The sequence below is a fragment of the Neisseria flavescens genome (genome assembly GCF_001618065.1).
GTDB classification, from domain to species: Bacteria; Pseudomonadota; Gammaproteobacteria; order Burkholderiales; family Neisseriaceae; genus Neisseria; species Neisseria flavescens_A.
In genome coordinates, this window is sequence record NZ_LAEI01000021.1 from 1 (window position 1) to 18,278 (window position 18,278).

Consider the following 18,278-nt stretch of genomic DNA (forward strand, 5'->3'; position numbering starts at 1 on the left):
CCAAGGGAGATTAAGGGGATATTTGAGTAGAATCGGTGGATATTTGAAACGAAAACAGCCGAAATCCTGTTTTGGGCTTCGGCTGTTGAGGAAAGGGCTATTTTGCAAAGGTCTCAGGCCGTCTGAATGGTGTAACCGAAATCCTTGATTTCGTTTTACGGCTGTTCAGACGGCCTTTGGTTTGTATCAGATTGGCTTGGGTAAGCTTTAAAAACAAAGGGCGTGTCTATCAATCACGCCCTTTGTGTTTGCTTCAGACGGCCTTAGAATTTCACGCCTTTATGCAGGGCAACGATGCCTGCGCTCATGTTGTGGTAATCCACGCTATCGAAGCCTGCATCCAGCATCATTTGTTTCAAGGTTTCTTGGTCGGGGTGCATACGGATGGACTCGGCGAGGTATTGGTAGCTGTCGGCATCTTTGGCAATCAGTTTGCCCATAATCGGCAGCAGTTTGAAAGAGTAGAGGTCGTACACGCCTTCCAAAGGTTTGTACACTTTGGAGAATTCCAACACCAGCAGGGTGCCGCCCGGTTTCAATACGCGGTACATTTCTTTCAGCGCGGCATCTTTGTGCGTCATGTTGCGCAGGCCGAATGCGACGGAAACCAGATTGAAATAGTTGTCGGGGAACGGCAATTTTTCAGCGTCTGCCAACGATACGGGCAGAATCATGCCTTCGTTGAGCAGGCGGTCGCGGCCGACGGTCAGCATGGAGGAGTTGATGTCTGTCAGCCAAACTTCGCCTTCTTTGCCCACACGTTTTGCCCAGCCTCGGGACAAATCGCCTGTACCGCCGGCGATATCTAATACTTTGTCGCCTTTTTTTAGGCGGGCGGTATTGATGGTGAAATGTTTCCAAACGCGGTGCAGACCGCCGGACATTACGTCATTCATAATGTCGTAGTTTTTTGCCACGGAGTGGAAGACTTCGGCAACTTTGCCTGCTTTTTCGTCTTCGTCAACGGTAGTGAAGCCGAAATGGGTTTTGTGGTCGCTCATAGTGTCTGCCTTCTTAAAATAATACGGATTCAGGTATCGAATACGTCGAAATCGCCAACCACTTTCGACGCGGGAAATATAGTTTGTGCCTGCCGCTCCAGCATCAGGCGTTGTTCTTCTTCGGTATAACGTGCGCTGATGTGGGTCAGGTAAAGTTGTTGCACATTGGCTTGCCAAGCCAGCTTGGCGGCATCGGATACGGTTGAATGGAACACTCGTTCCGCTGTTTCTTCATCGCCTGCCGCAAAGGTTGCTTCATGCACCGAAACGTCTGCGTTTTGCGCGGTGCGTACTGCCTGCGGACGGGCTTGGGTATCGCCGAAAATGGCCACTTTTCGGCCTTTGGGGGACGGGGAGAGGAACGCTTTGCCGTCAATGGTTCTTCCGTCATCCAAACTTACGGTCTCTCGCTTTTTTCAGACGGCCTTTCCGCCACAACCACCGCTACCGCAGGAATGTGTGTGCTTGGGTTTCAAATCTTCGGCACTTGGCGTTCTGGACGCACCGGCCTTTTCGAGGCGGTCGAGATAGTCTTGCCAAAGCGTGTCTTGATTGTGCGCCAGTCGGTAGAGATAGTCCCAATCGTAAAGGCCGCTGTCGTGGCCGTCTGAAAAAGTAATTTTCAAGGCGTATTGACCGACGGGGTCTAAATCGGTAATGCTGACTTCGGCTTTGCCTGTTTGCAAAACATCTTGGCCGGCACCGTGTCCGCGCACTTCCGCGCTGGGCGAGTACACGCGCAAGTATTCGGCAGGAAGGCTCTTGGCACCGTCAACATAGACCAAAGTCAGTACGCGCCGTTCTTTTTGAAGGCGGATTTCTTGTGGGATTTTATCGGCTTGGGTCATGTCATGCTCCGTTCTTTTTACGCAAATAGGCAACGCGTACAGAAAAAATACCACCAAGTACGGCAAACAGCATGATTGCGTAGAGTGAAAGCCGTATCAGGCTTACTTGGGTGTCCGCCGTCAGCCCCAAAGGCAGCAACATCACGGCAACGAACAGTAAAAATGCGGCCAACATGGCGGCAATGCTGGCAAAGGTATAGCGGGTATTGGCTGCTGTTTGCGGATGTTTGGTCATATTGGATGGCTTGCCGTAGGGTGATGAGGCGGTATTTTATCAGTTTTTTGGTGCTTCATGCCGTCTGAAAACGGCTTTATTTCCATAAATAAAGCGTAATGGCGCGCCTATCTTCGCCTTCGGGCATTAAGCGGATGCTGCTGCCCTTGCTTCCGTTGACACGGATAATGATACCGCCGGCCTGCCGCTCGATGATGTCGAGTTGGGTGTCGCGGTTCATGCGGTAGTTGTAGCGTTCGCATTGCTTCAAGCACCAAAAATCCTGCCAATGGATAAAATATTTTTGTCCGGATTCGATGGCCAGCGTTTCGCCGCCTTTGACGATGAAATAAGGATAATCGGGTTTTTGCGTGCTGAATGTCCATTCGGCCGTTCTGTTTTTTCCGTTTTGACGGTATTCGAACAGGGCACGGTAGTCGGTATCGTATTCCAAGGGCTGTAAAGGAAACAGCGCAAATTGGCGGTCGGTCAGGAGGTGGTTTGGGTCATTATCTTTATCTAAGATTTTGACGTCTTTGATTTCTTTTGTGTCCTGATATAGTTTGAACGAACGCATTTTGACCGGAGGCGATTGTTCTGAGAACGCGATGCTGACCGGATTGCCGGTCATTTCATAATGCGGCATAGGGTCGGGACGCTCGCCGTGGAAAACCGGTGAAGCGAAGTTGCCTTGCGGATAGGTGATGTAAGGCCGGAATTTGCGGTTGGAGATTTCATCTGCATAAACAATGGCATGACCATGACAGGCATCTTGATAAAATGAACGGCTGAGGTCAGATAATGGGCGGTTTTTTTGGCAGAGGCTGTTGAATCTGCTGTCGCCTTGATTGATGCTCAGCGCGATTTGTTTGCCTTGAGATTCAAATGCTGCACCGGCTTCGTCGATATTTTGATCGAGCAAGGAGAAACGGTGGTAAATCGCCGTCATTAGGTTGTCCAGTTGATGTTGGGCAGGCAGGTGGTCGTTGATTTTTTCGTTTGGCGGATGCTGGCCGGTACTGACGTTTTCGTGTACGCCTTTATAGGCATAACCGGCTTTGCGCGTGCGGTCTGATGGGCGTGGGCCTGTGTAAAAGGGATTGCGCGTATTGTGTTCGTCATGTCCGTCGTCAGGGTTTTGCAGAAGATAGCGGGCATGATTGCGCGCGGCGCGTTCGAGCGTGGCCGAGTGCGCCAGTGCGGGCAGATTGGCTGAGGCGCGGAGGAAGTTTAAATACGCCAAAGCGTCAAAATCGGCAACGGCAGAACGATTTTGCGGCGGTTGGGCGTAGATGAGCTGGTCTTCGGAATAGCGATGGGTTTCGTAGTATTGGAATATGCCGAGGGCGACGGCAAAACCACCCAGCCAGTAAAGAATGTGTTTCATTATATGCACTGCGTTCAGACGGCCTTGAGCTACGGCTCTTTTTCTTTGAAACTCATGCCGTTAAATGATTATTTTGATAGCGGCTTGACTTGGAATGCTTCAGGATGGGATTTGAAATATTCGACAGCGATAAATCCGCCGCCAATAATAATCAAGAGGGCAATGGCCATGCCGATCATCGCTAAAATGAATTTGTCCATATGTGTCCGTTTGAATGAAGGCCGTCTGAAACACTTGAAAGCGTTCAGACGGCCTTAAGTCAGTTTAATTAACGTTCGATTTGCGATACGTCGCGCACTGCGCCTTTGTCGGCGGAAGTCGCCATCGCGCCGTAGGCACGCAGGGCTGCGGAGACGTAGCGGTCGCGGTTTTCCGGTTTCCACGCTTTGCTGCCGCGTGCTTCCATTTCGGCACGGCGTGCAGCAAGCTCTTCATCGGAAATGACAAGGTGGATACTGCGGTTTGGAATATCGATTTCGATGGTGTCGCCTTCGTGTACCAAACCGATGGCGCCGCCTTCTGCCGCTTCAGGCGAAGCGTGACCGATGGACAGGCCGGAAGTGCCGCCGGAGAAGCGGCCGTCGGTCAGCAGGGCACAGGCTTTGCCCAAACCTTTGGATTTCAGGTAGGAAGTCGGGTACAGCATTTCTTGCATGCCCGGGCCGCCTTTAGGGCCTTCGTAGCGGATGATGACGATATCGCCAGCCACGATTTGGTTGCCCAAAATGCCTTCTACTGCGTCTTCTTGGCTTTCAAACACGCGGGCGCGGCCGGTAAATTTGAGGATGCTCTCGTCCACGCCTGCGGTTTTCACTACGCAACCGCGCTCGGCGATGTTGCCGAACAATACTGCCAAGCCGCCGTCTTGCGAGTAGGCATGCTCAACATCGCGGATACAGCCTTTTTCGCGGTCGAGGTCGAGGGTTTTCCACATACGGTTTTGCGAGAACGCCTGAGTAGTGCGCACGCCGCCTGGAGCGGCTTTAAAACGCTCGATGGCATGGGTGTTTTCGGGGTTGGTCACGTCCCATTTTTCAATCGCGTCTTTCAGCGTCGGCGCGTGGATGGTGTACACGTCGGTGTGCAGTTTGCCTGCTTTATCCAATTCTTTCAGGATGGCGAAAATGCCGCCTGCGCGGTGTACGTCTTCCATATAGTAGTCGTGGTTGTTTGGCGCGGTTTTGCAGATGCAAGGCACAACGCGGCTCAGGCGGTCGATGTCAGCCATTTTGAAATCGACACCGGCTTCGTTGGCAACGGCCAACAGGTGCAAAATGGTATTGGTAGAGCCGCCCATGGCGATGTCCATGGTCATGGCGTTTTCAAATGCTTTTTTGTTGGCAATACTGCGCGGCAATACGGTTTCGTCGTCTTGCTCGTAGTAGCGTTTGGTGATTTCGACAATCATGCGGCCTGCTTCGAGGAACAATTCTTTGCGGCCTGCGTGGGTCGCCAGATAAGAACCGTTGCCCGGCAGGGAAAGGCCGAGTGCTTCGGTCAGACAGTTCATGGAGTTGGCGGTAAACATGCCGGAGCAGGAGCCGCAAGTCGGGCAGGCGTTTTGTTCGACTTCTTCGACTTGTTTGTCGCTGATGTTGTCGTCAGCCGATTCGATCATGGCGTCAATCAAGTCCAAACGGCGTTCTGGTTGAATATTGGCTACGCCGATAACTTTACCGGCTTCCATCGGGCCGCCGGAAACGAAGATGGTCGGAATGTTCAGGCGCATGGCGGCAATCAGCATGCCCGGGGTGATTTTGTCGCAGTTGGAAATGCAGACCAGAGCATCGGCGCAGTGGGCGTTGACCATGTATTCGATGGAGTCGGCAATCAGGTCGCGGCTGGGCAGGGAGTAGAGCATACCGCTGTGGCCCATGGCGATACCGTCATCAATGGCGATGGTGTTGAATTCTTTAGCAATGCCGCCGGCTTTTTCGATTTCACGGGCAACCAGTTGACCCATATTGTGCAGGTGCACATGGCCCGGGACGAATTGGGTGAAGGAGTTGGCAATGGCGATAATCGGTTTGCCGAAGTCGGTTTCCATGACGCCGGTCGCACGCCACAATGCGCGCGCGCCTGCCATATTGCGGCCGTGGGTAGAGGTTTTGGAGCGGTATTCAGGCATTTTTGTTCCTTTGTTTTATGCTGAGGCCGTCTGAAATAGGCTGGTTAATTGGCGGCCCGTTGTAGAAATAACTGGGTATTTTATACCAATTACGAGCGATGAAGCACGCTATTTTGTAATAAAACTAAACTGTATTTGCTACACCTGAATTTGCTGCTCATTCTTTCAGACGGCCTGAAGTTTTCTTAAGATGAAACGTTGTCTTTCTCAGTTGCAAAAGATGTTGGTATCAAAAAGTGATATGATAGGGAACTTCTCACATTTCTAAGGATAAGACGATGAAAAAAATCATGTTTGCATTGTGTTCGGCCATGTTGGCTTCTGCTGCGTCTGCCGCTGTTTATAAAGTGGACGAATTTCATGCCAATGCCCGCTTTGCCATAGACCATTTCAACACCAGCACCAACGTCGGCGGTATTTATGGTTTGACCGGTAATTTGGAATTTGACCGTGCCAAACGCCAAGGCTCAATCGATATCGTATTGCCTTTGTCCAAACTGCAAACCGGTTCTGACCGCTTTACCCAACACTTGAAATCTGCCGATATTTTCAATGCAGACAAATACCCTGAAATCCGTTTTGTATCCACCAAATTCAATTTCAACGGCAAAAAACTGCTGTCTGTTGACGGCAATCTGACCATGAACGGCAAAACAGCGCCGGTGAAACTCAAAGCCGACAAATTCAACTGCTACCAAAGCCCGATGTTAAAAGCAGAAGTATGCGGTGGCGACTTCAGCACCACCATCGACCGTACCAGATGGGGCTTAGATTATTTGGTAAGTGCCGGTATGAGCAAAAAAGTTAACATCAATATCCAAATCGAAGCAGTGAAACAATAATCCTGCTTGATTTCAAAATAAAGGCCGTCTAAACAGGTAAGGCAGAAATCGTTGATTTCGTTTATCCCTGTTCAGACGGCCTTATGATTAAAGACGTTTAGGATTCTTTATTTTTATCGGCTTTGGCTGCCCAATAAGTTGCCAGGAGCGAGCCGGAGATATTGTGCCACACGCTGAACAATGCGCTGGGAACGGCAACAACCGGCGCGGCGGCAAAGTGCGCGGCCGCAAGGGCGGCACCTAAGCCTGAGTTCTGCATACCGACTTCGATGGCCAGCGTTTTTTGTGCATCATAAGGCAGGCCGGTCCATTTGGCGGCAAAGAAGCCGAGCAGATAACCGATGCCGTTGTGAAGTACGACAACGGCGAAAATCAGCAGGCCGCTTTCAATAATCTTGCCTTTGCTGGCACCGACTACCGCGCCGATAATCAGCACGATGGCGGCAACGGAAACCAGCGGCAGCGCGTCGGTCAATTTTTCAGTTTTTTTGCCCAAGACTTTATGGACAATCAAGCCCAAAACGATGGGGAACAAAACCATTTTGACGATGGACATCAACATACTGCCCGCTTGGATTTCCAGCATTTCACCGGCAAGCATCAGGAAGATGGCGGGGGTCAGCAATGGAGAAATCAGAGTAGAAACCGATGTAACGGCAACCGACAAAGCCACATTGCCGCGCGCCAGATAAGTCATTACATTGGAAGCCGTACCGCCCGGGCAGCAGCCGACCAAAATCACACCGACTGCGATTTCGGCAGGCAGGTTCAACAGCTTGGCCAGCAGATAGGCGGTTGCCGGCATGATGGCGAATTGTGCAATCACGCCGATGATGACGGCTTTGGGGCGTTTGAACAAAATGTCAAAGTCGGAGGGTTTAAGGGTCAAGCCCATACCGAACATGATGATGCCCAGAAGCCAAGGAATGTAAGGGCCGACCCATTTGAAGGTATCGGGTGCGAAAAAAGCGATACCGGCAAAGAGCGCAGCCCAAAGGGAAAATGTTTTTCCAATAAAGTTGCTGATTTTATTGAGGATACTCATGATAATATGTTGTGAAGTTGTTTTTAAGGGAAACCAAGGATACACGTCTTAACCTTAATTTGCAAAATGACACTTAAAAATAAACCAGGCCGTCTGAAAATAGAGATTGATTTTCAGACGGCCTGCAATTTGTATTTATGATATAGACAGTATTACTCTTTTGATAAAATATTGCGCAGCCATCGGGCGGCAGGTGCGATTTCTCCGGCGAGCATGCCGGTTTCGATTTGGCTGCTGTGTTTGATGACATCGGCTGCCGCTCCGTGCAGCCATACGCCTGCGCAGGCGGCTTGGAATGTCGGAATGCCTTGTGCCAGCAGGCTGCCGATAATGCCGCTCAAGACATCGCCGCTGCCTGCGGTGGCCAAACCGGCATTGCCGCTGGTGTTGGTATAGACTATGCCGTCTGCCGTGGCCACCAATGTATGATGGCCTTTCAACACGACGGTTGCACCATATTTACGGCTGATTTCGGTTACGGCTTTCTGTCTGTCGGCTTGAACTGATTGGGTATCAGTACCGAGCAGGCGGGCGGCTTCGGCCGGATGAGGTGTCAGGACGATATGTTTGTACGATTTGAGGCGTTCGGTCAATTCGGAAGAACGGGCCAGCAGTGTCAAGGCATCTGCATCGAGCAATAAAGGCTGGTCATGGTGTGTAGACAGGATTTGTGGCAGCAGCTGATCTGATAATCCGTCCAAACCGAATCCGCAGCCGATTACCCGTGCGCTGACATCGTTGCGCTCCATCAGTTGAGCCGCAGTGGCGAGCATGATTTCAGGGCGTTCGGGAATGATGGCAAAAGGCAGCGTGGCTTGGTTGAAACCCACCCAAACCTTGCCGCATCCTTGATACATCGCGGCTGTGGCTGCCAAAACCACTGCGCCGCTCATTCCCGTTGCGCCGCCGATAATGGCAAGCGTGCCGTATGTGCCTTTGTGCGATTCTTGGGCGCGGGGGCGGAATACGTCGGGAAATGCTAAGGCCGTCTGAAAAGCTTGAAGCGATTCAGGAAGCGTGTAGATGGGCTGCATGGCGTAACCTTCCAAGATAAGAAATTTAATTTTAAATCAGAAAGTAAAAGGTAATGAAGCAAAAAATAAAAGTTTGGGACGCACCTACGCGCCTGTTCCATTGGCTCTTGGTGTTATTGATGGGATTCATGTGGTACAGCGCAACCCAAGGCGGCGATATGCTGGTATGGCATTTGCGCGGCGGTTTGTTGATGCTGGCGTTGGTGGTTTTCCGCTTGTGCTGGGGGATATGGGGCAGCGATACGGCAAAATTCTGCCGATTTGTGCGTCCGTTCTCCGAAATCCGCCGCTATACGCAAGGCCGAATGTCTGAAGACGAATTGGTCGGCCACAATCCTTTGGGCGCGCTGATGGTCATTGCTTTATTGGCCGCCCTGGTTTTTCAGACGGCCACAGGCTTATTTGCCGCCGATGAAAATACGTTTACCAATTCCGGCTTTTTGAATCATTTGGTCAGCGAACACGCCGGTACGCTGGCGCGAAAAATCCATGTTAATTTCTTTAATGTGTTAGCTGTTTTGGCGGGCGTACATATCGCGGCTGTTTTGCTGTATCGCTTTGTGAAAAAACAGGATTTGATTACGCCGATGATTAACGGCTTTAAAACCATCGATGCCAAGCAGCCTAAATTGGCCGGAATGAGACAACTGTTTGCCGCTTTGTTGGTGGCGATTGCGTTAGTGTGCACAGTATGGATGTTGCGTGGCTGATGTTTTAAAACGGATACCAAAAACAAACCGACCCTGATAGCGAAATGGCTGTTGGGGTCGGTTTCTTTTAGAGTTTAAAAGATAAAGTTCAGTCGGCCTTAACGCAGCGCAAGATGCTGTGGCCGCGGCCGATGCCGTCTGAAATTTCTGCTACTTTCAATCCGGCTTTTTCAACGCAACGGATCAGGTCTTCAGAATGGAAGATTTTGCTGTTGCCGTTGGCCATGGCAGTGAAATACAGGCTGGTCATGGTCAGGCAGTAGGCGGCGGTTTCGTAGCGTTGTCTGTCCCAGAAAGGCTCCATGATGTAGAGGCTGGTGTTTTCGCTCATGGATGCAGCGGCGCGTTGAAGAATGCTGGTGGCTTGTTCTTCGGTGAAACAGTCTAGGAATTGGCTCATCCAGATCGCGTCAAAACCGGTTGGGAACGGAATCTCAGGATCAAGCAGGTTGGCCGGATGGGCGTGGATACGGTCCGCACCGTTTTTGCCTTTGGTCGCCTCACGCATTAAGCCGATTTGTTGCGGCAGATCCATGATGGTTACTTCGACTTCGGCATTGTGGTTGACGCATTGCTCCGCCCAGCGGCCGGTATTACCGCCGACATCGAGCAGTTTTTTAACCGGTTTGGCGAACACGGTGTTCAGTGCTTCGGCGAAGGAGTTGTCGGAATAATAATGGTCGAATGCAAACCATTTTTCCTGCGCGACGCTTGGCAATGAAGACAAGCCTTCGTAAATGGTCGGCCAGTCGCCGAATACTTTCAGGCCTTCGGGCTTGCCGGTTTGCAGGGTTTTTTCCAAATTAAACATGCCTAGGTAGCAGATTTCCTGCGTGAAATCCATGTTGACGCGGGCCATTTTGTCTTTGAGGACAAACCAACCGGCCTTGCTGATGAAATAGCGGTTGTCACGAGTCAAGACAGTGCCGATAGACAGCGAAGCTTCCAGCAGGACTTGTGCCGCGTAGTTGCTGATTTTCGCTTTTTCGGCGATTTCGGCTTGAGTGAGGCCGTCTGGATGGTCGTTCAGCAAGTCCAGAATGCCAAATTTCACCATCAGGCGGGAAACTTGGAACACAATCGGTGCAAAAGCGATTTCTTGAGCCAGACGTTGAGCCTCGCCTGCGGACTGGTGTTCGTGGGAATAGCGTTGTTCTAGGGCAGGGAAGAGTTGCATATTGTTGGTTTTCCACTAAAAAGTTAATAAGTATATTCAGACGGCCTCAAACACAATCCGTCCTGATGCACACGGATGCTCTCCGTTGTTGATTTTAAAGCTCAGTTTGTTTTTGCCTTCATCAAATTTCAGCTCTACCGACACTTCATCATGAGGGCGGATAAACTGCTGATATTTTAGATTTTCGATGCGGATGACGCGCTGTTTGCCCCATGGCTTGGGCGCGATCAGGTTGCGCACCCATTGCAGCTCGACCATGCCGGGAACCAGCGGGAAGGTGGCAAAATGGCCACCGAAATAAACCAAATCCAAAGGCACGCGCCCGATAAAAGTTTCGGTATTGGTTTCATCGTCAGATGATGTTTTCGACCAAACGGGCGAAGTTTGGGCAATGGTAAAGGCCGTCTGAAAATCCGCCGCAGCGATTTTGGCTTGGGCATTACGTGGCAGGTTGTCGGTAAAACGCCAGTAACGCGGCAGGGCGATGGTGTCCTGCGTGGCGGCCAGATGGCGTTTGAGCGTATCGGCGACCGCAGTGCGGCCTTTCTCGCGCAAGGCAGCGATACCGTCTGCGTTCAATGCCGCCCATATGGCAATGCGTTGATGTTGCGGATGACGGCCGCAGTGGGCGTCGGCAATCCAAGGGTGTTGTAAAAGTTCGTGTTCGATTTGGGTCAGCGACACGCGTTTGTCCTCAAATTTAATAATGCGGTCTTGGCGGCCGAGCAGCAGGAAACCGTCATCTTGCGGTTCGATCAAATCGGCGGTTTGGCGGCGTTCGGGCGACCAAGGCGAAGAAGCCCAAAGTGCGCCTTCTTCGTTTTGCCCGATTTCCACGCCTTTGAAAGGCTGCCATTCTTGGCGTTCGCAACGTGAGGCAATTACGCCGGTTTCGGTACTGCCATAGACTTCAAACGGGCGGACGGCAGCCTGTTGCAGCAAATCCGCCGTGGCTGAAGGAAGCGCGCCTCCGGCTGAGATAATGCCTGCAATTTTATGGCCGATACTCTGCCAGTTGCGGTTTTCGCCCAAGCGGTTGAGTACGGCCGGACTGGCAATCCAAACCACTTTATCATGTGCGGCCGTACTGGAAAGCAGGTTTTCCGGATAAACCGCCTGCTGTCGTTCCATAGTCCAACCCATTGTCAACGCGAGTGCGAAGCGGAAAGTGAAGCCGTAAAGATGCTGCGGAATCACGCTGCCGATCACGGTTTCACCGTGTTGTCCAAATGGCAGCGTATTTGCCAAAGTCAGGGCTTCTGCCTGCATTTGCGCGGCGGTTTTCACAATAATCTGCGCTTCGCCGCTGGAACCTGATGTTTTCAGCCATGCTTCGGCATGGTCGGGAATCAGATAGTTTTCAGGATAGGTGCTCAGTCCTTCCGATTCTGTTTGAGTCAATACATTAGGCAAGTGCCAGATGTTCAGGCCGTCTGAAGAGAGCTTTTTATCTGTTGAATCTGTTAAAAACGCCTCTGCCGTCCGCCCCCAGTCCAAATTGTCCCGCGCCAGATTCGGCAGCAGCAACACCCGCCCGCCCGAATGCCACACTGCCAACACGGCACAGGCAAACAGCGCGGCATCGTCAAACCACAACGCGGCAGTTTGCACGCCTACCTGTTTCAGACGGCCTGACAGATGAAAAACCGTACGGTTGAAATCAGCACGCGTCCAATTCGGATGGGCGGCGATAAGGTCGTGTTGGGGTAGGTTTGGGGATAGGATTTGGGTTAGGTGCATGATGGTTCTAAGGTTTTATAATTTTGATGTATTTGCCTTGGTATCTTCTTTGAATTGGGCCAAGCATTCATCGTATTGTTTGTTTGTCGTTTGGCGTACCAATTCGTAATCATTTGCCTGCCACTCTTCCAATGAATGGCTTTCACTTCTTTTGAAGCAATGGAGTAAGCGATCGGTTTTGCTGTTTTGTCCGTCTAAAAAAAGGCTGACTTCATTGTTCAGAAAGAATCGGTCTCGTTTATTGAATTTTTCATAAACCAAATAGAAACGACCCGGTTGGACAAATAGTTTTTTATTGGCACTATTGCCTTTAAATGACCATTTTGCCGCCCAATCGCGAACTTTTGGGGAGAATTGTTCAAAAACGGGATTCGCAAAATTCGGTTTAATAGGCTTCCCGCTTAAACTGTGTTTGTCCAGCAGGTCAGGACCTTCATATCCAATATGATTGCTGTTGTGGGCAAGAATAAGTAATGCAAAAGTTGCTGTAAATACGGCTGTTTGTGCAGCCCTTGCTTTTACCGTATTGGATTTCCGAATAATCATCAAATTCATGCTGCTGGTTGTAGTATCGTCAGAATAACGATTGTGTATTCGGTCAATGACGGTCAGGTTTCCCGAGCGCGTTTTAATGGTGTGGCTGGCAACTTCCGTATAATTTTTCTTGTATTCGGCTTCCGCCTTTTCTTCAGGGGATAAAGGCGTTTTAGATGTAGAAGAGCATGCGGTAAATGCGAAGGAAATCAGGGTGAGTAGGATGATTTTTTTCATTATGGTTATTCGTCATGGTTATTCGTCTAATTGATGAAATATTTTTAATGGATTAAACCTTCAAAACCAATTTCCGATAAATCCACTCTCCGGCAAATAAGATTCCCATTAACACATAAGACACGATGCCTGTATAAGCCGCCCACCAATCGTAATATTGCAAGCCTGCCAAAATGGCGGCGGTTGCGCCGTTGAAGACAAAGAAGGCGCACCAGATTTGCGTAACGCGCCGGGTGTGGCGCACGCCTTCGGGCGGCAGGTCGGGGTGTTGCAGTCGGGCGAGGCGTTCGATAACGGTTTGTTTGGCAAACAGGCTGCCGCCGAAAACGGCAAGCATCAGCGCGTTGACGGCGACGGGATACCAATACATCGAGTCGGGCCGTCTGAAAACCAGTACCGCCGCAAAAAAGGCGGCAAGGATAATGGCCGTAATGCGTTGTGCCGTGGTTTGCGGCATGGCGGCGCGTATCAGCCATAACACACACATAGCCGCTGCAAGCCAGAAAAATGCGCCGTTTTCCCTGCCGTAATACCATAGGAGTGGATAGGCAAGGCTGGCGAGGATAAGCAGGAGTTTTCCGAGTATTGTCATGGTTGCGATTGATTTTCAGACGGCCTTGCCGATTGACAAGGCCGTCTGAAAATATGCTGATTCAAAGCGGAATCAGGAATCTTGTTGTACTTTCAAAACCGCTTGAACCACGTCCTCTACGGTACGCACGTTGCGGAAATCTTCGGCTTGCAGTTTGCGGCCGGTTTCGCGTTTAATGTGGTCGATAAGGTCGATGGCGTCGATGCTGTCGATTTCCAAATCTTCGTAGAGGTTGGTTTCGGGTTTGATGCGTTCCGGTTCGATTTCAAACAGGTTAACCAGTGCATCGGTCAGCAGGGTGCGTACTTCTTGTTCGGTCATCTTCTCTCTCCCTTATGCTTGGCGGCTCTTGACGAACTCGGCCAGAGTTTTGACGTTGGCGAAGTTTTCGCGCAGGTTGTCGTTTTCGCCGTCGAGCTGGAAGCCGAAGGTTTTTTGTACGGCCAAACCAAGTTCCAATGCATCAACCGAATCCAGACCCAGGCCGTCGTCGCCGAAAAGCGGATCTTCGCTGCCGATGTCGGCAACGGTAATGTCTTCCAAGCCCAAGCTGTCGATGATTAATTGTTTGATTTGGTTTTCTAAATTGCTCATGTGGTTTTCCTTGTAAAATAGTCTTGCAGGTATTCGTTTAAACGGCGTGCGGCGATGGGCAGGGGTTTTTCTGCCAGCCATTCTTCCGGCAGGATGTCGTCGCCGACGGTAATTTCATAATGAATTTTTTGTGGCGGGATTTTGTACCACGGTTGCCCTTTTTTAAAATTGGGCGGCGTCATCTTAATGCACACGGGCGTGATGACTGATGCGCTGCGCAAACCGAGCGATACGGCGCCGCGGTGCATTTTAACCTGTCCGTCCCAACCTGTGCGCGTGCCCTCGGGGAAAATCAGCAAACTTTGCCCGCTTTTGAACACGGCATCTATTTCTTCCAGCATTTCCATGCTTTCATCGTTGGGGATATAGCCGGAAGCGATAATCTGGCTTTTCATGCTGGGGTTGTGCAACAGGTCTTTTTTAACCAGTACGTTTGGCTCCGAATAATGGCTGATCAGCAAGACGACATCCAAAAGCGAGGGATGGTTGGCAAGAATAAGCTGGCCGGGCCTGCCGAGTTTTTCCAAGCCGTTGAAGCGGACGCTCAATACGCCTGACCATTGCAGGTAGCCGACGAAGAAACGCCAAACTTTGCCTATCATGAGCCTTGCTTCAAGTTGACGTTTGATGTCGCCTTTGGTCGATTTGAGCGTATAGGGCAAAAGTGCGATTTTGAACAATACGCCTGCAACGCCGAAAAGGATAAAGCCGAAGAGTGTGGCAAAAAAGCGACGGAAATAGTCTAAAGTCTTCATGCGTTTTTCTGCCAGTGCCAGTTTCTACCGATATAGTGTTGCGTGTGTTGTCGGCCGTCTGAAAGCAGGAAGCGTATCCACTCCAAGCTGCTCCAATAAGGCTCGACTGTTGTATCTTTAGGATTTTCAGACAGCCTTGCGGCTGTGGTTTCCAAGCTTAAGGTATAGTCTTCGCCTTTTGTGATGACCAGTGCCAATGCATAGGCAAACGGCGCACGTGTAGCCAAGACGGGATAGTCTTCAGACAAAGGATCATCGGCGACAATCACTAAAACAGATGGCGCGCCGTCTTGCAAAAGCGCGAATGCCTCGGTCAGCGCGGTTTCAAAGGAATCGGCGGCAACGGCCAACGCGGTATGCTCGCTCATGTCTTTGCGCAACATCGACCATTGCCCAATCGTTGCGTTGTGGACGGACAGGCCGAATGAGGTCGGCGAGACGGTATGCGTGTTCAAAAGCTCTTGCCATAATTCAAAGCTGCGGTTGCTTTCGCCGTCGTGCGAAACGTAAACCGGTACACTTTCAGGATATTGGTCGGCCAGATTCCATGCGGCATCACAAACCAAGCGTGCCGCTTTTCCCAAGCGGCGGCGTTGCATAGGCGGCAAAAAGGAGAGCGCGGGTTTGCACTCCGGCAGGGATGCGGTATCGAGTTTTCCCTGCGCCCAGTCCTGCCATTGCTCCGGCGTACTGATTTTGCTGGAGGAGGCCTGCCATGCGGCGATATTGAAGCTGAAACGGCAAACGTTTTGAGGCATGATGTCTTTCAATGTTTTACATTTTCATACATTGTAATGAAATAGGTTAGTAAAAGCTAGGCTCTGTTATAATGCATATTGTAACGTAATTTATTCCCGGATGACATTTTATGCCTTCAATACCGAGTGCCCCGATTTATGATGTGGCTTCGCTGCTTCCGCACAGCGGACATATGGTGCTTATCGACTGTGTGAAAGAATTTGGCGATGACTACACGGTTTGCCGTGCGCCGGTTGGCGACAAGCATATTTTGCTGCAGGACGGCGTGTTGCCGTCTATGGCTTATATGGAATTGATGGCGCAGGGCATAGGCGCGTTTGCAGGCATTGAGGCTTTAAAGGCCGGAGAGCCTGTCCGTTTGGGTTTTTTATTGGGAACGCGCAAGCTGGATTTGTTTGCTGATTCCGTGCCTGTCGGTACTGAGCTGGAAGTCAGGGCGCATGTGTCCATTCAGGATTTGGGCGGCATGGGCGTATTTGATTGCGAGTTGCGCTGGACGGATGCGCCGGAAGATGTGAAGCATCTGTTGCCTCCGGACGGTTTGCTGGCAAAAGCTTCTTTAAATGTGTACAGTCCGAAAGACGGTCAAGTCATTTAAACCGTTTACAAGGCCGTCTGAAAAGACAAAGATTCAGACGGCCTGTCGATATAGTGAGAAAACGTATGAGTGAAACTATTTTAATTACAGGGTCTAATCGCGGTATCGGTAAAGCCGTCGCACTTGGTTTGGCGCAGGACGGCTTTGATATTGTCGTCCACTGTCGCAGCCGCCGTGATGAAGCGGAAGCTGTAGCGGAAGAAATCCGTACATTGGGTAGAAATGCGCGCGTGTTGCAGTTTGACGTATCCGACCGCGAAGCCTGCCGAGAAATTTTGACTGCCGACATTGAGGCAAACGGCACATATTACGGCGTGGTGCTGAATGCCGGCCTGACGCGCGACAATGCGTTTCCTGCGTTTACAGATGACGATTGGGACTTGGTGCTGCGTACCAATTTGGACGGTTTTTATAATGTGTTGCACCCTTTGACCATGCCGATGATCCGCCGCCGCAAAGCAGGACGGATTGTGTGCATGGCGTCGGTGTCCGGTTTGACGGGTAACCGCGGTCAGGTCAATTACAGCGCATCCAAAGCGGGCCTGATCGGCGCGGCAAAAGCCTTAGCAGTTGAGTTGGCAAAACGCAAAATTACCGTCAACTGCGTGGCACCTGGCCTTATCGATACCGATATTATCGATGAGAACGTGCCTGTCGAAGAAATCTTAAAGGCTGTCCCTGCCGCGCGTATGGGATTGCCCGAGGAAGTGGCGCATGCGGTGCGCTTTTTAATGGATGAAAAAGCGGCGTACATTACGCGCCAAGTGATTGCTGTGAACGGAGGTTTGTGTTGAATACCAGAAGAGTCGTAGTAACAGGTATCGGCGGTATTACCGCCTTCGGCCGTGATTGGCAAAGTATTCAGACGGCCTTTAAAGCCGAAAAAAACGCAGTCAAACACATGGACTGGAGCGAACGCTTTCCTGAATTGGAAGCGCAACTGGGTGCACCGATTGAAGGCTATTCCCCTCCAGAGCACTGGACGCGCAAGCAGCTCAGAAGCATGGGGCGCGTATCTCATTTGTGTGTTGATGCGGCAGAACAAGCCTTGACGGATGCGGGCTTGCTGGGCGATGAAAGCATTACCGACGGCCGTATGGGCGTGGCGTGCGGTTCATCTGTCGGCAGCACCAAAGACATTGGCGATATGGGCGAACTTTTGATAACAGGCACATCGCGCAATTTCAACGCCAATACCTATGTGCGCATGATGCCGCATACGACTGCCGCCAATATCGGCATTTTCTTCAGTTTGAAAGGCCGCATTATCCCGACTTCGAGCGCGTGTTCTTCCGGCAGCCAAGGCATTGGTTATGCCTACGAAGCGATTAAATACGGCCTGATTGATATGATGCTAGCCGGCGGCGGCGAAGAGTTTTGTCCGTCCGAAGTGTATGTATTCGACTCGCTTTATGCCGCCAGCCGCCGCAACGGCGAACCTGAGCTGACGCCGCGCCCTTATGACAACGCTCGAGACGGCTTGGTCATCGGCGAAGGCGCAGGTATTTTCGTATTGGAAGAATTGGAACACGCCCGTGCGCGCGGTGCGAAAATCTATGCCGAACTCGTCGGCTATGGCGCCAACAGCGACGGCAGCCACGTTACCCAGCCGCAAAAAGAAACCATGCAAAAATGTATGGAGCTTGCGCTGAAAGACGCTGGTATTACGCCTGATAAAGTCGGCTATGTCAGCGGCCACGGTACGGCGACCGAAAAAGGCGATATTGCCGAAACGCTGGCAACTGAGGCAGTGTTTGGTTTTGTGCCGATGAGTTCGCAAAAAAGCTACCTCGGCCATACACTCGGCGCGTGCGGCGCATTGGAAGCCTGGTTTACCATCGAAATGATGAACAACGGTTGGTTTGCGCCGACCGTCAATTTGGAAAACATCGATCCGCGTTGCGGCAAGGTGGATTACATTCAAACAGGCGGACGTGAGATTCAAACCGATTATGTGGTCAGCAATAACTTTGCTTTTGGCGGCGTCAATACATCGCTGGTGTTCAAACGTTGGCAAGAATAATCATTGCTTGATTTCATGATTAAAGGCCGTCTGAAACTTATCTTGAGTTTCAGACGGCCT

The 18,278-nt window shown here is 51.0% G+C and carries 22 protein-coding genes; 5 read left to right on the top strand and 17 right to left on the bottom strand.

Translation table 11 applies throughout. From position 1 onward, the window contains the following. Positions 1-263: 263 nt before the first annotated feature. The 7 genes from ubiE to ilvD form a co-directional block, all read right to left on the bottom strand. Positions 264-1,001 carry a bifunctional demethylmenaquinone methyltransferase/2-methoxy-6-polyprenyl-1,4-benzoquinol methylase UbiE gene (gene ubiE / locus TW89_RS03650; RefSeq protein ID WP_003746386.1) on the bottom strand — a complete coding sequence of 246 codons (738 nt, stop codon included), beginning with the start codon at positions 999-1,001 and terminating at the stop codon, positions 264-266. Between the two features lie 29 nt (positions 1,002-1,030). After that, positions 1,031-1,396: an MBL fold metallo-hydrolase gene (locus TW89_RS03655; RefSeq protein ID WP_283114413.1), complete on the bottom strand. Its 366-nt coding sequence runs from the start codon at positions 1,394-1,396 to the stop codon at positions 1,031-1,033. 21 nt (positions 1,397-1,417) lie between these two features. Next, positions 1,418-1,849, bottom strand: a complete 432-nt coding sequence (locus TW89_RS03660; RefSeq protein WP_128580580.1) for a gamma-butyrobetaine hydroxylase-like domain-containing protein — start codon at positions 1,847-1,849, stop codon at positions 1,418-1,420. A gap of 1 nt (position 1,850) precedes the next feature. Further along, a complete protein-coding gene (locus TW89_RS03665; protein ID WP_128580581.1) occupies positions 1,851-2,084 on the bottom strand; it encodes a cytochrome b6 in 234 nt (77 codons plus the stop codon). Positions 2,085-2,160: 76 nt separating this feature from the next. Continuing rightward, positions 2,161-3,450 carry a CAP domain-containing protein gene (locus TW89_RS03670; protein ID WP_128580582.1) on the bottom strand — a complete coding sequence of 430 codons (1,290 nt, stop codon included), beginning with the start codon at positions 3,448-3,450 and terminating at the stop codon, positions 2,161-2,163. Between the two features lie 68 nt (positions 3,451-3,518). Further along, on the bottom strand, positions 3,519-3,650 hold the full coding sequence (locus TW89_RS11935; protein WP_256388404.1) for a hypothetical protein: 132 nt from the start codon (positions 3,648-3,650) through the stop codon (positions 3,519-3,521). A gap of 68 nt (positions 3,651-3,718) precedes the next feature. Next, positions 3,719-5,578, bottom strand: a complete 1,860-nt coding sequence (gene ilvD / locus TW89_RS03680) for a dihydroxy-acid dehydratase (RefSeq protein ID WP_107768997.1) — start codon at positions 5,576-5,578, stop codon at positions 3,719-3,721. A 278-nt stretch (positions 5,579-5,856) separates the two neighbouring features. On the opposite strand from ilvD, the gene TW89_RS03685 reads away from it, so the two are divergent. Beyond that, entirely contained in the window at positions 5,857-6,420 is a 564-nt protein-coding gene (locus tag TW89_RS03685) for a YceI family protein (RefSeq protein WP_128580583.1), read from the top strand. Between the two features lie 97 nt (positions 6,421-6,517). Here the strand turns inward: TW89_RS03685 and TW89_RS03690 are convergent, their stop codons facing one another. Both TW89_RS03690 and TW89_RS03695 read right to left on the bottom strand, forming a co-directional pair. Beyond that, positions 6,518-7,465 carry a bile acid:sodium symporter family protein gene (locus TW89_RS03690; RefSeq protein ID WP_128580584.1) on the bottom strand — a complete coding sequence of 316 codons (948 nt, stop codon included), beginning with the start codon at positions 7,463-7,465 and terminating at the stop codon, positions 6,518-6,520. Positions 7,466-7,617: 152 nt separating this feature from the next. Continuing rightward, a complete protein-coding gene (locus TW89_RS03695) occupies positions 7,618-8,499 on the bottom strand; it encodes an NAD(P)H-hydrate dehydratase (protein WP_128580585.1) in 882 nt (293 codons plus the stop codon). 53 nt (positions 8,500-8,552) lie between these two features. On the opposite strand from TW89_RS03695, the gene TW89_RS03700 reads away from it, so the two are divergent. Further along, a complete protein-coding gene (locus tag TW89_RS03700) occupies positions 8,553-9,209 on the top strand; it encodes a cytochrome b/b6 domain-containing protein (RefSeq protein ID WP_128580586.1) in 657 nt (218 codons plus the stop codon). 88 nt (positions 9,210-9,297) lie between these two features. Here TW89_RS03700 and TW89_RS03705 read toward each other — a convergent pair whose 3' ends face one another. From TW89_RS03705 to TW89_RS03740, 8 genes are all read right to left on the bottom strand, one after another. Continuing rightward, positions 9,298-10,386 carry a methyltransferase gene (locus tag TW89_RS03705; protein ID WP_128580587.1) on the bottom strand — a complete coding sequence of 363 codons (1,089 nt, stop codon included), beginning with the start codon at positions 10,384-10,386 and terminating at the stop codon, positions 9,298-9,300. 36 nt (positions 10,387-10,422) lie between these two features. Beyond that, the gene (locus TW89_RS03710) at positions 10,423-12,126 is read right to left on the bottom strand and encodes an AMP-binding protein (RefSeq protein WP_128580588.1); all 1,704 of its coding nucleotides are present in this window, start codon (positions 12,124-12,126) and stop codon (positions 10,423-10,425) included. Positions 12,127-12,141: 15 nt separating this feature from the next. Beyond that, the gene (locus tag TW89_RS03715) at positions 12,142-12,897 is read right to left on the bottom strand and encodes a hypothetical protein (RefSeq protein WP_128580589.1); all 756 of its coding nucleotides are present in this window, start codon (positions 12,895-12,897) and stop codon (positions 12,142-12,144) included. Positions 12,898-12,949: 52 nt separating this feature from the next. Beyond that, entirely contained in the window at positions 12,950-13,489 is a 540-nt protein-coding gene (locus TW89_RS03720) for a hypothetical protein (protein ID WP_128580590.1), read from the bottom strand. Positions 13,490-13,561: 72 nt separating this feature from the next. Beyond that, positions 13,562-13,810, bottom strand: coding sequence for an acyl carrier protein (locus TW89_RS03725; RefSeq protein ID WP_003680823.1), 249 nt, complete (start codon positions 13,808-13,810; stop codon positions 13,562-13,564). Positions 13,811-13,822: 12 nt separating this feature from the next. Beyond that, on the bottom strand, positions 13,823-14,083 hold the full coding sequence (locus TW89_RS03730) for a phosphopantetheine-binding protein (protein ID WP_003680822.1): 261 nt from the start codon (positions 14,081-14,083) through the stop codon (positions 13,823-13,825). Continuing rightward, positions 14,080-14,838: a lysophospholipid acyltransferase family protein gene (locus TW89_RS03735; protein WP_128580591.1), complete on the bottom strand. Its 759-nt coding sequence runs from the start codon at positions 14,836-14,838 to the stop codon at positions 14,080-14,082. The genes TW89_RS03730 and TW89_RS03735 overlap by 4 nt, the downstream gene beginning before the upstream one ends. Beyond that, positions 14,835-15,596 (bottom strand): beta-ketoacyl synthase chain length factor, encoded by a 762-nt coding sequence (locus tag TW89_RS03740; protein ID WP_128580592.1) that lies wholly within the window; start codon positions 15,594-15,596, stop codon positions 14,835-14,837. Before TW89_RS03740 ends, TW89_RS03735 begins: the two co-directional genes overlap by 4 nt. Positions 15,597-15,706: 110 nt before the next feature. Here TW89_RS03740 and TW89_RS03745 point away from each other — a divergent pair, with 110 nt between their 5' ends. From TW89_RS03745 to TW89_RS03755, 3 genes are all read left to right on the top strand, one after another. Beyond that, a complete protein-coding gene (locus TW89_RS03745) occupies positions 15,707-16,195 on the top strand; it encodes a hypothetical protein (protein ID WP_049336784.1) in 489 nt (162 codons plus the stop codon). Positions 16,196-16,260: 65 nt separating this feature from the next. Beyond that, the gene (gene fabG / locus TW89_RS03750) at positions 16,261-16,989 is read left to right on the top strand and encodes a 3-oxoacyl-ACP reductase FabG (RefSeq protein ID WP_003680817.1); all 729 of its coding nucleotides are present in this window, start codon (positions 16,261-16,263) and stop codon (positions 16,987-16,989) included. Further along, complete coding sequence (locus tag TW89_RS03755) at positions 16,983-18,218, top strand: beta-ketoacyl-ACP synthase (protein ID WP_128580593.1); 1,236 nt, start codon at positions 16,983-16,985, stop codon at positions 18,216-18,218. The genes fabG and TW89_RS03755 overlap by 7 nt, the downstream gene beginning before the upstream one ends. Positions 18,219-18,278 lie beyond the last annotated feature (60 nt).

Bases quoted from the DNA above. Each gene is read 5' to 3' on its own strand.
- TW89_RS03665 (WP_128580581.1), bottom strand. From the start codon at position 2,084: ATGACCAAACATCCGCAAACAGCAGCCAATACCCGCTATACCTTTGCC.
- TW89_RS03660 (WP_128580580.1), bottom strand. From the start codon at position 1,849: ATGACCCAAGCCGATAAAATCCCACAAGAAATCCGCCTTCAAAAAGAA.
- TW89_RS03685 (WP_128580583.1), top strand. From the start codon at position 5,857: ATGAAAAAAATCATGTTTGCATTGTGTTCGGCCATGTTGGCTTCTGCT.
- ubiE (WP_003746386.1), bottom strand. From the start codon at position 1,001: ATGAGCGACCACAAAACCCATTTCGGCTTCACTACCGTTGACGAAGAC.
- TW89_RS03670 (WP_128580582.1), bottom strand. From the start codon at position 3,450: ATGAAACACATTCTTTACTGGCTGGGTGGTTTTGCCGTCGCCCTCGGC.
- TW89_RS03720 (WP_128580590.1), bottom strand. From the start codon at position 13,489: ATGACAATACTCGGAAAACTCCTGCTTATCCTCGCCAGCCTTGCCTAT.
- TW89_RS03705 (WP_128580587.1), bottom strand. From the start codon at position 10,386: ATGCAACTCTTCCCTGCCCTAGAACAACGCTATTCCCACGAACACCAG.
- TW89_RS03695 (WP_128580585.1), bottom strand. From the start codon at position 8,499: ATGCAGCCCATCTACACGCTTCCTGAATCGCTTCAAGCTTTTCAGACG.
- TW89_RS03690 (WP_128580584.1), bottom strand. From the start codon at position 7,465: ATGAGTATCCTCAATAAAATCAGCAACTTTATTGGAAAAACATTTTCC.
- TW89_RS03740 (WP_128580592.1), bottom strand. From the start codon at position 15,596: ATGCCTCAAAACGTTTGCCGTTTCAGCTTCAATATCGCCGCATGGCAG.
- TW89_RS03735 (WP_128580591.1), bottom strand. From the start codon at position 14,838: ATGAAGACTTTAGACTATTTCCGTCGCTTTTTTGCCACACTCTTCGGC.
- TW89_RS03700 (WP_128580586.1), top strand. From the start codon at position 8,553: ATGAAGCAAAAAATAAAAGTTTGGGACGCACCTACGCGCCTGTTCCAT.
- TW89_RS03730 (WP_003680822.1), bottom strand. From the start codon at position 14,083: ATGAGCAATTTAGAAAACCAAATCAAACAATTAATCATCGACAGCTTG.
- ilvD (WP_107768997.1), bottom strand. From the start codon at position 5,578: ATGCCTGAATACCGCTCCAAAACCTCTACCCACGGCCGCAATATGGCA.
- TW89_RS11935 (WP_256388404.1), bottom strand. From the start codon at position 3,650: ATGGACAAATTCATTTTAGCGATGATCGGCATGGCCATTGCCCTCTTG.
- TW89_RS03715 (WP_128580589.1), bottom strand. From the start codon at position 12,897: ATGAAAAAAATCATCCTACTCACCCTGATTTCCTTCGCATTTACCGCA.
- TW89_RS03745 (WP_049336784.1), top strand. From the start codon at position 15,707: ATGCCTTCAATACCGAGTGCCCCGATTTATGATGTGGCTTCGCTGCTT.
- TW89_RS03710 (WP_128580588.1), bottom strand. From the start codon at position 12,126: ATGCACCTAACCCAAATCCTATCCCCAAACCTACCCCAACACGACCTT.
- fabG (WP_003680817.1), top strand. From the start codon at position 16,261: ATGAGTGAAACTATTTTAATTACAGGGTCTAATCGCGGTATCGGTAAA.
- TW89_RS03725 (WP_003680823.1), bottom strand. From the start codon at position 13,810: ATGACCGAACAAGAAGTACGCACCCTGCTGACCGATGCACTGGTTAAC.